Annotated in this window: 11 protein-coding genes; 1 reads left to right on the top strand and 10 read right to left on the bottom strand. The window is 73.4% G+C overall.

The annotated features are described in order from the left end of the window. Positions 1 to 73 precede the first annotated feature (73 nt). Positions 74 to 970, bottom strand: a complete 897-nt coding sequence (locus tag I6A60_RS27680; protein WP_203021749.1) for a lysophospholipid acyltransferase family protein — start codon at positions 968 to 970, stop codon at positions 74 to 76. A 181-nt stretch (positions 971 to 1151) separates the two neighbouring features. Here I6A60_RS27680 and I6A60_RS27675 point away from each other — a divergent pair, with 181 nt between their 5' ends. After that, positions 1152 to 1655: a hypothetical protein gene (locus I6A60_RS27675; protein WP_203021748.1), complete on the top strand. Its 504-nt coding sequence runs from the start codon at positions 1152 to 1154 to the stop codon at positions 1653 to 1655. A 367-nt stretch (positions 1656 to 2022) separates the two neighbouring features. On the opposite strand, the gene I6A60_RS27670 is transcribed toward I6A60_RS27675, so the two are convergent. The 9 genes from I6A60_RS27670 to I6A60_RS27630 form a co-directional block, all read right to left on the bottom strand. Beyond that, positions 2023 to 3063, bottom strand: coding sequence for an NAD-dependent epimerase/dehydratase family protein (locus I6A60_RS27670; protein WP_203021747.1), 1041 nt, complete (start codon positions 3061 to 3063; stop codon positions 2023 to 2025). A gap of 150 nt (positions 3064 to 3213) precedes the next feature. Beyond that, positions 3214 to 4218, bottom strand: a complete 1005-nt coding sequence (locus tag I6A60_RS27665; protein WP_238436367.1) for an S-adenosyl-l-methionine hydroxide adenosyltransferase family protein — start codon at positions 4216 to 4218, stop codon at positions 3214 to 3216. A 335-nt stretch (positions 4219 to 4553) separates the two neighbouring features. Then, positions 4554 to 4652: a 30S ribosomal protein bS22 gene (locus tag I6A60_RS27660; protein WP_003948845.1), complete on the bottom strand. Its 99-nt coding sequence runs from the start codon at positions 4650 to 4652 to the stop codon at positions 4554 to 4556. Between the two features lie 176 nt (positions 4653 to 4828). Further along, entirely contained in the window at positions 4829 to 5629 is an 801-nt protein-coding gene (proC, locus tag I6A60_RS27655; RefSeq protein WP_203021745.1) for a pyrroline-5-carboxylate reductase, read from the bottom strand. A gap of 59 nt (positions 5630 to 5688) precedes the next feature. Further along, entirely contained in the window at positions 5689 to 6438 is a 750-nt protein-coding gene (locus I6A60_RS27650) for a class I SAM-dependent methyltransferase (RefSeq protein ID WP_203021744.1), read from the bottom strand. A 50-nt stretch (positions 6439 to 6488) separates the two neighbouring features. After that, the gene (locus I6A60_RS27645) at positions 6489 to 7322 is read right to left on the bottom strand and encodes a sugar phosphate isomerase/epimerase (protein ID WP_013427418.1); all 834 of its coding nucleotides are present in this window, start codon (positions 7320 to 7322) and stop codon (positions 6489 to 6491) included. 131 nt (positions 7323 to 7453) lie between these two features. Further along, complete coding sequence (locus tag I6A60_RS27640; RefSeq protein ID WP_203021743.1) at positions 7454 to 8683, bottom strand: Ppx/GppA phosphatase family protein; 1230 nt, start codon at positions 8681 to 8683, stop codon at positions 7454 to 7456. Positions 8684 to 8933: 250 nt separating this feature from the next. After that, complete coding sequence (locus I6A60_RS27635; RefSeq protein WP_013427420.1) at positions 8934 to 9617, bottom strand: response regulator transcription factor; 684 nt, start codon at positions 9615 to 9617, stop codon at positions 8934 to 8936. A 133-nt stretch (positions 9618 to 9750) separates the two neighbouring features. Next, positions 9751 to 11205 carry a cell wall metabolism sensor histidine kinase WalK gene (locus tag I6A60_RS27630; protein WP_203021742.1) on the bottom strand — a complete coding sequence of 485 codons (1455 nt, stop codon included), beginning with the start codon at positions 11203 to 11205 and terminating at the stop codon, positions 9751 to 9753. Positions 11206 to 11356 lie beyond the last annotated feature (151 nt).

The raw sequence follows: 11356 nt of genomic DNA, 5'->3' as shown, positions 1-11356 counted from the left end.
ACAACGGATCATTCCGGCCGGATCTCACCACCTGATCCACAGCCGACCAGCCCACGCACTTCTCAAACAGGCCCTAGAAGAAGACCGAGCGGCGTTGCATGAGGAGGCCGTAGAGGGTGTGCTGGATCGACTCGCGGATGCGGTCCGTGAGCTCGAAGACCAGCATCGGGTCCTCGGCGGCGGCCGGGGTCAGGGACGAGGTGTCCACCGGCTCGCCGAACTCGATGAGCCACTTGGACGGCAGCGGAACCATGCCGAGCGGGCCGAGCCAGGGGAACGTCGGCGTCAGCGGGAAGTACGGCAGGCCGAGCAGTCGGGCGACCGTCTTGGCGTTGCCGAGCATCGGGTAGATCTCCTCGGCGCCGACGATCGTGCACGGGATGATCGGGACCCCGGTGCGCAGCGCCGCCGAGACGAAGCCACCGCGGCCGAACCGTTGCAACTTGTACCGCTCCGAGAACGGCTTGCCGACCCCCTTGAAGCCCTCCGGCCAGACCCCGACCAGCTCGCCCTTGCCCAGCAGCCGCTCCGCGTCGGCCTGGCAGGCCAGGGTGTTGCCGGTCTTGCGGGCCATCGGCGCCAGGAACGGCAGTGAGAACACCAGGTCGGCGGCGAGCATCCGCAGGTAGCGATGCGCGGGGTGGTGGTCCAGCAACGCCATCGCGGTCATCAGCGCGTCGATCGGCAGCGTTCCGGAGTGGTTGGCGACGACCAGCGCGCCGCCCGTGTCGGGAACGTTCTCCAGGCCCCGGGTCTCCACCCGGAAGTAGTTCCGGTAGACCGGGCGCAGCAGCGGGGCGACGACGTGCTCGGTCAGGTCCGCGTCGAAGCCGAGCTCGTCGACCTCGTAGTCGCCGGTGATCCGCCGCCGAAGGAAGGCCAGCATGCCGGCGAGGGCGCGTTCGAGGCCGGCGGGATCGGCGATGGGCTGTTCCCCGGCGCTCGGCGGGGCGGCGAGCGGGGTGGCCATGGCGTCTGCCGTCGAGGCGGCGGCGGTACGCGTGCTGGCGGCCCGGGCCGCGGGTCGCTCCGACACGCGCTCGTCGCCGCGCCGTGTCGGGCGCGGCGCCCGGAGGTCAGTCGGTGGTACGGGTTCGCCGTCAGCCTGCTCGGCGACGACCCGTGCGACCTTGGACCGCCCGGATCCGCCCGTGTCAGACCGCGTGGAACCGCTCGCGGCGCCGGCCGTCCGCGGGCCGGCTTTGGCACGTGGCGCGCGGCGGCGCGCGGCGGCGCTGGCGGTCGCGGTGTCGTCCTTGGCTGCCGCGTCGACATCGCTCGCCGCCGCCTCGGCCGAACCTGGCGTGCCGGCGGAGCCGACGCGGGTGGAGCTGGTCTCGCGGCTGGAGGCCGCGGCCCGGGTGGACGCGGCGGACCGCTTCGAAGCGGCAGCCCGGCCGGCACCGGCAGCCTGGTCGGCACCCGCGGCCCGGTTGGCCCCGGAAGCTCGTTTGGACGCGGCAGTACGGCCGGAGGCGGCGGCGCGGCTGGAGGTACGGGCCGGCGTGGTCGTCCCGTCGTCGCCCACCGAAGTAGGCGAGTCGGCCTCCGGCACCGCCGGCCGGTCGGCCCTGGCTCGGGTGGTGGCCGTCCTCGCTGGGCGCGCGGACGCCGGTCGGCTCGACGGGCCCGGTCGGCTCGACGAGGCCGGATGATCCGAGGCGGCCGTTCGATCCGCCGCCGCGGCGTGGTCCGAGGTTCCGGGATCCACCGCCGGCCCGGATCCGGGCCGCAGCCGCGAGCTCGGCCGCGTCCCCGCGTCCACCACTCCGGCGCTCGGGGACGGAGTACTGGCCGTCGCGGCACCGGCGTCGGGGGTGGGGCGGGAGCTCGGCACCGGCGGCATCCGGCTGGTCGAGGACGACCGGCCCATCGGCGAGATCGTCGCACCCGGCGATTCGGCCTCACCCCCGCGCGGCTCGGCGATCGGAGGCTTGCTCGCCGCCTTCGCGCCCGCCCGGCGGGCCGGGCGGGCCAACGGGATGATCTGGGCCTCGCCGGGCGGCGGCTGGCCGGCCGCGGTCACGGCGCACCCACCAGCCGGCGCCGGGCCATCAGGCCGAGCAGGGCCTGCTCGGCCTGGACGACCTGCTCTGGGTCAATCGTCGGGCGCAGCCCGCGTTCCCGCACAAAGCTGTCGAACGCCGCCGCTGTCGTGTAACGCGGCGTGTAGCCGAAGACCTCGCGCAGTCGGGTCGTGTCGACCGCGCGGCCGTACGCGAGGAAACCGACCTGCTCGGGCGGGAAGTCCACCACCCGCAGCCGGCTGGCGAGCCTCGACAGCGAGCTGACCGCCGGGAACGGCACCGGGATCGGCGGCCGGCCGGATCGGCGGATCGCCTGCGAGAGCAGCAGGATGCCGTCACCCGCGACGTTGAACGTGCCGGCGTGCCCACCGCCAGCGGCCCGCAGCAGCACCGCGAGCGCGTCGGATGAGTGGAGCAGTTGGATGCGCGGGTCGAAGCCCAGCACGGTCGGTACGACCGGGAACTCGAAGTAACGCGCCAGGGGACTGTCGACGCCCGGGCCCAGGATGTTCGCGAACCGCAACACGGTCACGGCGATATCCGGCCTGCGGCGGCTGAAACCCCTTACGTAACCTTCGACCTCGACGGCGTCCTTGCCGTAGCCGCCGTGCGGTAGCTGGCGCGGCTCCATGTCCTCGGTGAACAGCGCCGGGTCGCGCGACGACGAGCCGTAGATCGTCGTCGTGGACCGGACGACCAGCCTGCTGACCGTCTCCGATTTCTGGCAGGCGGCGAGCAGCTGCATCGTGCCGATGACGTTGATTTCCTTCATCGCCGTCCGGCCACCGGCGACGACCGGGTTGGCGATGAGGTTCAGGTGCAGGACCGTGTCGATGCCTGCCGTGCCGATCACCTTGGCGATCAGCGGGTTGCGGATGTCGGCACGCACGAATCTCGTCCGGCCGAGGTCGTCGCCCGGTGCGACCGTGTCGACCCCGATCACGGTCTCGATCTGTGGACTGGCCGCGAGGGCTCGGGCGACGTCCGCGCCGAGTGGACGGGACACACCGGTGACAAGCACGCGGCGTGGTCTCATGTGGGCTCCCAGGGCGCCGTCAGATGCGGTCCGTGCCTTGGCGTCCCGGTCATCGTACGCCTGCCCTGACGCGAAACCACTGCGTAGCGTTACCGGTCCGACGGCCGTCGCCCGCTGGCAACCCGGAGGTCACCCGCGGCCGGCGACGGCTCAGGTGAGCGCGGGCAGGCTGACGACGGAAGCCGTCCGTCCCGCCGCCCCGACCCCCACCGCCGACCCGGAAGCGGTACCGAAGCCCGACTCACGGGGCGGCTGGCCGATGACGACGGCGTCGCCGCGCCTCAGCCGCAGCAGGTCGCCGGCACAGCCGCAGTTGACGGCGAGCATCACCCGGCGCAGCGCGTCCTCGCACAACGCCGCCTGCCCGACGGGCACGTCACCGTAGGTGTGGGTGAACGGGAGCAGGTGCTGACGCCCGACGGCGCGGATCTCGACGTCGTCGCCGAGCAGCACGCCGGCGGCCTCAAGATCTTGTCTGGTCACGTTGAGTGAGAGGTTGCCGAAATGGTCGACGGCCAGCACCTGGGCGTGCAGATGATCGTCGTCGACCACGCAGCCCGGCCGGGTGAGCCGGACCAGCGACTCGGCGTCGATGCGCGGCCCGACCTCGGCCAGCGCCAGCCCGGCGGCGAGCCGCGCGGCGACCGGGGCGTAGACGTCCCGGCCCCGAAAGACCACGGTCGGCAGCGGTAGCCACAGCGCCGGGTTGGAGATCTCGTGGGCCGCCGTCACCCCGCCGAGGATGTCCCAGGCCAGCGAGGTGAGGCCGTTGTCCGGGGCCACGAAGGTCGATCCGTCGGCCGAGCGAATCGCGACGCCACGAGTGGCCGTGGCCGCGGGGCGCCCCTCGGGCCGCGGCTGGGCGCCGCCCGCGGCGACGTCGAGCCGTTCGACGACGGCAAGGTGCACGCCGACCGGCAGGTAGCAGACGCTGTCGGCCAGCAGGCCGGCGCCATGCTCGATGTCCTGTGGGGCGACCGCGTGGCAGACGTCGACGACCCTCGCCCCCGGCGCGTGCCGGGCGATCACCCCGTGGACCACGCCGACGCACGTGTCGTCGAGCCCGTAGTCAGAAAGAAAGTTGATCCACCCCGCCGGGGGGGCGGGGCCCCCCGCCGCGGTCGCGATGCCCGTGCTCGCCTCGCTCGACGTCATCAGTCGCACCCCGCAGACGCACGGGTGGCCCCGTTGCCACCCGGCGAGCAGCGTCCCACAGGACCAAGGTCCCAGCCGGACGGAACCGCGACGAGGAAACCTCCGAGATACATGCCTCGCAGCCGGGCCGAGGCGCTCGTGGTCGGCGCGCGGGGCGCGAAAGTGGTGCCCGAACGAGTAGCCGCGCAGCGTTCGTGGGTCCTGCCGCGTGCCGAATCGGCCTACGCCTGGCCGGATGCGCGTCGCCACCAGCGATCGCGCACCCGAGGCCGCTCACCAGTCGACCCCCGGCCGCGCGGCGCGCGACGTCGGGGGTCTCGGGGCGTTCTTACCGACTACTTCTTGTTGCGGCGCTGGACGCGGGTTCGCTTGAGAAGTTTGCGGTGCTTCTTCTTCGCCATCCGCTTGCGACGCTTCTTGATAACAGAACCCACGAATACAACCGATCTGTGTGGAGGAGAGCTACCGGGTGAGCCTACCGCCCAGCACCGGCCTGGATGGGTGGCCGCCCTGACACGGCCAGTCAGCGCGCAGCCCCCGCCCGGCACCGGCCGCGGCCAAGGCAGCGGTTGCCGGACAGTACCACCTGGCTCGACGCGGACCGCCGCACTCAGCTGGGGCGGCCAAGCTCGACGGACCGGTCACGTGCCGCCACCAGCGCGTCGAGGATCGCTCCCCGCACCGCCTGGCGGTCGAACTCGCGCAACGCGGCCGCGGTCGTCCCGGCCGGTGACGTGACGGCCTCCCGCAGCAGCGCCGGGTGCTCGCTGGTCTCACGCAGCATCTGGGCCGAGCCGAGCGCCGTCTGCACCATCAGCTCGGTGGCCAGCGGGCGGGGCACGCCGAGCAGCACCCCTGCCTCGATCATCGCGTCGACCAGGTAGAAGAAGTACGCCGGGCCGCTGCCCGACAACGCCGTGACGGCGTCCAGCTGCGACTCCGGGACCCGGACGACCCGGCCGACGGCCGCGAGCAGCTCCTCGGTGCGCGCCAGCTCGTCGTCACCCGCGTGCCGGCCGGCGCAGATCGCCGACATCGCCGCGCCGACCAGCAGCGGCGTGTTGGTCATCACCCGCACCACCGGCGTGCCGGCGGGCAGCGCGTCCTGGAGGAACGGCAGCGTGATCCCCGCCGCGAGCGACACCACGAAGGCGCCCGGAGCCAGCACCGCGCCGATGTCGGCCAGCAGCCCGGCCATGTCGTGCGGCTTGACGGCCACGATCACCACGTCGGCGCCGGCCACCGCCTCGGCCGGGGCGGCCGCGGTGACCCCGTGCTGGGCGCAGATCGCCGCCGCCCTCGCCGGGTCCTTCTCGGCGACCACGATCTCCTTGGGCTCGACGCCGGAGCGCAGCAGCCCGGCCAGCAACGCCTCGCCCAGCCGGCCGACACCCACGATCGTCACACTCATGCCTGCTCCTCAGCCCACCCGCCTATGCCGCTCGCAAGGCTACGGCCCCGTTCCTGGCCTCAGGGCCGGCGGGCGACCACAAGGAGGGTGCGGAACGGCTCCTCGATGACTCCGTCGGGGAAGGCCCGCAGCATCGAGCGACGCTCCGCGTCGAGGAAGTCCTGCTCCTGGTCGCCGATCGCGGCCACGTAGGACTTCGACCGAAGCCAGGTCAGGTAGGTGTCGACGTCGAGCCGCCGGACCCAGCGGCCGGCGAGGGTCACTACCTCGGCGAACTGCCCGGTCCAGCGCAGCTCGTCGGCATAGGGCCGGGTCCGGTAGCCGCGGGTGTAGCCCGGGCTCATCGCTTCCAGCCGGTCCTGCTGGCGCTGCCACCAGCGCTCGTCCTCTGCGTCCACGTCGTTCCACCAGACGGCGAGCGCACCGCCGGGACGCAGCACCCGGGTCGCCTCGGCCGCGGCGACGGGCACCCGCATCCAGTGCCATGCCTGCGCGTAGCAGATCAGGTCGGCGACCCCGGCCCGCAGCGGCAGCGCTTCGCCGTCACCGAGCGCCGCCGGAATTCCCGGGGTGCGCGCCCGCAGCCGGCCGAGCATGCCCGCGCCGATGTCGAAAGGGACGACCCGAGCGCCACGGCCGAGCAGCCCACGGGTCGCGATGCCGGTGCCGGCGCCCACCTCGACGACGTCCGCGCCGGCGATCGGCCGACCGGCGAGCCGTTCCAGATCGTCGAACAGCGCGTCGGGATAGGTGGGCCGTGCCGCGTCATAGGCGTCGACCAGCGGGTCGAACAGCGAACGTGAACCCATGCCGCAATCGTGGCACCGAACCGGGCCGGTGCCGACGCCATCCGCCCAGATCAGGGCAGCACGAGGCCGCCGGGACTGGCCGCCGCGGCGGGCGCGGCGAGGTTGAGCCGGGTGAAGGCGAGCGCCTCGGCGAGGTCGGCCTCCCGCTGCGCGCGGGTCTCGGCACGACGGGTGTTGATCTCGACGACGACGGTGCCGTCGAAGCCCCGGGCGGCCAGCCGTTCGAGCAGCTGGGCGCAGGGCTGGGTGCCGCGGCCGGGGACCAGGTGCTCGTCCTTCGCCGAGCCCACGCCGTCGGCCAGGTGCACGTGGGCCAGCCGGTCGCCCAGCACGTCGGCCATCGCCAGCGCGTCCGAGCGGGAGACGCTGGTGTGCGACAGGTCGAGGGTGACGTGCCGGTAGCCGTCCTCGATCGGCGACCAGTCCGGCGCGTAGGCCGACACCTCCCGGCCACGGGCCCGCAGCGGGAACATGTTCTCGACGGCGAAGCGGATGTCGGTCTCCTGCGCCATCCGCTCGATGCCCGCGATGAAGTCCCGCCCGTAGTCGCGCTGCCAGCGGAACGGCGGGTGCACGACGACGGTCTTCGCGTCGAGGGTCTCGGCCGCCGAACGGGCCCGCACCAGCTTGCCCCACGGGTCGGTGCCCCAGACACGCTGGGTGAGCAGCAGGCAGGGTGAGTGGATCGCGACCACCGGGATGCCGTGGTAGTCCACCAGCCGCTTCAGCGCCCGCGGGTCCTGACTGACCGGGTCCGTCCAGACCATGATCTCGACGCCGTCGTAGCCAAGCCGGGCCGCCATCTCGAACGCGGCCGGCGTCGATTCGGGGTAGGTCGACGCCGTCGACAGCGCGACCTTCGCCGCCGGGACACCCACCCGCACCCGAACACCTTCTTCCGCGATCCAGGGCCAGCCCCCGCACGGCCCGCTCCCAGGCTAGGCCATCACGGCAGCGGTGCCCCGTCCGGCGGCGGCCCGAGTGATCTCACCCTGCGTGGCCGCCGCACGAGAGCTCAGCCGAGCTTCAGGGTGTCCAGCCGACGCAGGATGATGCCCTCGCGCAGCGCCCACGGGCAGATCTCGACCTCGTCGACGGACAGCAGGTCCATCGTCTCGACGGCGACCACCGCTCCGGCGGCGAGCTGCGCGGCCCGGGACGCGGAGACCCCGGGCAGTGAGGTCCGCTCGGTCGAGGACATCCGGCAGACCACCTTCGCCGCCGCCTCCAGGTCGGTCCTGCGCAGCACCCGCCGGACGTAGGGGCCTCGGCTGTACGGCTCGGCGCCGGCGATCCGGGCCAGCGAGCGGAACGTCTTCGACGTCGCTACCGCCCGGGTGGGCTCGCCGACGTGGTAGAGATTGCCGACCACCGGCGCGATCTGCGCCCGGACGTAGCGGCGCAGCGCGGACAGCTCACGCTGGCTCGGCGGGTCCGTCGTCAGCCAGTCCCGGGTGAGGCGGCTCGCGCCCAGCGGCAGCGAGGCGACGACGTCGGGCTCCTCGTCCAGGCCAGCGCCGATCTCCAGCGAGCCACCGCCGATGTCCAGCGCGAGCAGCCGGCCGGCGCTCCAGCCAAACCAGCGGCGCACCGCGAGGAAGGTCAGCCGGGCCTCGTCGTCGCCCGGCAGCACCTCGACGCCGACCCCGGTCACCGCGCGCAGCCGAGCAAGGACGTCGTCACTGTTGGTGGCATCCCGCAGCGCGGATGTGGCGAACGCCACGAGGTCGAAGACGGCCAGCTCCTCGGCCTGCCGGCGCAGGTCGAGGATGCAGTCGACGAGCGCGTGCTCGCCGCTGACCGACAGCGCGCCCGAGTCGTCCAGCAGCTCGACCAGCCGCAGCGGCACCCGCACGCTCGCGGCCGGCCGCGGCGCCGCGCCGTGGTGTGCGTCCACGACCAGCAGGTGCACGGTGTTCGAACCGATGTCGATGACGCCGAGCCGCATCGGCTGGGCCGGCGGCGCTGGCAGGGCGACGGCCGTCACCCGCGGCTGGCTCACCACCGACGAGGCGGCGGTGCCGTCCGGGCCGACGAGCTGGCCGGCTGCCCCCGAGCCGGCTGCCCCTGAGGACGCGGATGCCCCCGGCGAGGCAGCCGCCCCCGCGGGAACGAGCCTTGTCGACGCGACCGCCGAGCGGCGTGGCACCACCACACCGGGCAGCACCCGGCCCCCGCCGGCGTCCGCCCCCGGTTCGGGCCCGTCCTTCTCCGCCCGCGCCGTCGGTGAGAACCTCAGCCGCATTGCCCGTCCCCCTGTGTCGTGCACCGTCCGCACCGCCCCGGCCACGACGCAGCCGGGCCGGGCCGACCTCCCTCGACACCCGCTGACGCGTGGTCGAGCGACGTAAGACGGTACGCGCCCATGCTGGTCTCCTGCCCCACGGCTGCTCGCCGGCCACCCGTCCGGGCCGCGAGATCGCGCAGAGACACGAACCCAGGCCGCCGCCGGCCGGCCGCGCGGAGCGCCCGGCCGACCGCGTCGGCCGGGCGTCCTACGGCTCGAACTTGTAGCCAAGACCTCGGACGGTTACGAGGTGCCGAGGGTTGCCCGGTTCGGACTCGATCTTCGCCCGGAGCCGCTTGACGTGGACGTCGAGCGTCTTCGTGTCGCCCACGTAGTCCGACCCCCAGACCCGGTCGATCAGCTGCCCTCGGGTCAGTACCCGGCCGGTATTGCGCAGGAACATCTCCAGCAGCTCGAACTCCTTGAGCGGCAGCGCGACGGCCGCGCCGTGCACGGTCACGACGTGGCGCTCGACGTCCATCCGGACGCCGCCGGCCTCCAGCGTCACCGGCGCGGCCTCGTCCGGCTCGCTGCCACGGCGGCGCAGCACGGCCCGGATCCGGGCGACGAGCTCACGCGCCGAGAACGGCTTGGTGACGTAGTCGTCGGCGCCGAGCTCCAGGCCCAGCACCTTGTCGATCTCGCTGTCCCGAGCGGTGAGCATGATCACCGGAACGGAGGACTTCTGCCGCAGGGCCCGGCACACCTCGGTGCCAGACAGGCCAGGCAGCATGACGTCGAGCAGCACCAGGTCCGCCCCGTGCCGTTCGAAATCCGACAGCGCGGCGTGCCCGTCAGCGGCCACCGCGACGTCGAATCCCTCGCGCTCCAACATGAAGGACAGCGCCTCCGAGAACGACTCCTCGTCCTCCACCACGAGCAGGCGGGTCACCCGGTCACTCTTCCTTTCGCGGGCCGGCCGGTCCCGCGGATCTCGCGGTCGCCGGTGGCGGCTCGTTGTTCTCGTCGGCTTCCTGATCGTGCCTGGCCGGTCGTTCATCGACCGGTCAGTCGTTCACCTGTGGTCAGGTGCCGGCGGTCCTGTTCCCGGCCGTCCGTCCCTTGCTCGACCTGGTGGTCCTGGTCTTCGGTCCCGGCTGCTGTGTCCGGGCCGACGTCGTGTCCGGCGCCCCCGCCCCGTCGGGGAGGCCGCCCTCGTCCGGGACGCCCGCCTCGTGGGGAGCGCCCAGGTCGTCATCTCGATCGTCCGCGCCCGCGGGACCGCCGTCAGCCCGTTCGCCGACCTCGCCGCCCTTCCCGCCCGCCGACCCGATCTCCGGCGCCTCGGCCGATCCGCCGGCAGCCACCGGAATGATCAGCTGTGGCGCCGTCTCCGGCGCGTCATCGCCGTCCGCGAGGTCGTCGTGGTAAGACGGCAGCCGCAGCGTGAACGTGGAACCCGCGCCCTCGGAGCTCCAGACGCCGACCGTGCCGCCGTGGTTGGTCACGATGTGCTTGACGATCGCCAGGCCCAGCCCGGTGCCACCGGTCTCCCGGGATCGGGCCGGATCCGCCCGGTAGAACCGCTCGAAGACGCGTTCCAGGTCCTTCTCGGCGATCCCGATGCCCTCGTCCGCGACCGAGATCTCCACCATGTCGCCGGCGGAGCGCACCCCGAGGCCCACCCGCGTGCCACGCGGCGAGTAGTTCACCGCGTTCTCCAGCAGGTTCGCCACCGCTGTCACCAGCTGCGCCTCGTCGCCGAGCACGCCCGCGTCGGTCTGTCCGATCACCGCCACCGAGATGCCGCGGGTCTGCGCGGCCAGCCGGTTGCGGTCCACCGCCTCGGCGGTCACGTTGTCGACCGCGACCGGCCGCAACTCCGGCAGCGGGTCCGCGCCCTGCAGCCGGGACAGGTGGATGATCTCCTGGACGAGCCGGGCGAGCCGGGCGGACTCGTGCGTCATCCGGTCGGCGAACCGGCGGACCGCGACCGGGTCGTCGCTCGCCGCGTGCACCGCCTCGGCGAGCACGTGCAGCGCGCCGACCGGGGTCTTGAGCTCATGGCTGATGTTCGCGACGAAGTCGCGCCGGACGGCGTCCACCCGGCGGGACTCGGTGACGTCGTCGAGGATCACCGCGATGTGGCCGACGCCGCCGAGCGGCCTGGTCCGGACCCGGACGGCGAGCGGCTCCTGGTCCGGGCGCGGCCGGGTGAGCGGCGGCGGCGGCACCGGCGGCAGGTCCAGCTGGCCGTCCAGGCCGGCGCCGGCCCGGCGGGTACGCCGAACGATGTCCGCGACGGACGGGACGCCGATCCGGTTGTCGATCACCACACCCATCGCGCGGGCGGCCGGGTTCGCCATCACCACCTCGTCGTGGGTGGTCAGTACGACCACGCCGGACGGCAGCGCCGAGACCAGCCGGCGCAGCTGGTCGGCGGGCAACGAGTCGGCGGACTCGTCGGCGGCGACCGCCGGCGGGCCGGGCCGGTCGTTCTCGCGCAGGGATCTGGAGGTCGCGGGGCTCGGTGTGCTCATCGGCGGTCTCCCGGGGAACACGACGAGGCCAGGACGGACACCCGGCGCACGGGCGCCAGGCGCACGGACACCAGGCGCAGGTGGGCCGATCTGGACACGGCGGCGCAGGCCGGCACGGACGGGATCGCGTACCGTAGCATGCTTGTCACGT

It is taken from the genome of Frankia sp. AgB1.9 (assembly GCF_016786355.1).
Classification (GTDB): domain Bacteria; phylum Actinomycetota; class Actinomycetes; order Frankiales; family Frankiaceae; genus Pseudofrankia.
Note: the sequence above shows the minus strand (reverse complement) of the source record. Positions and strands in the feature narration are given on the sequence as shown.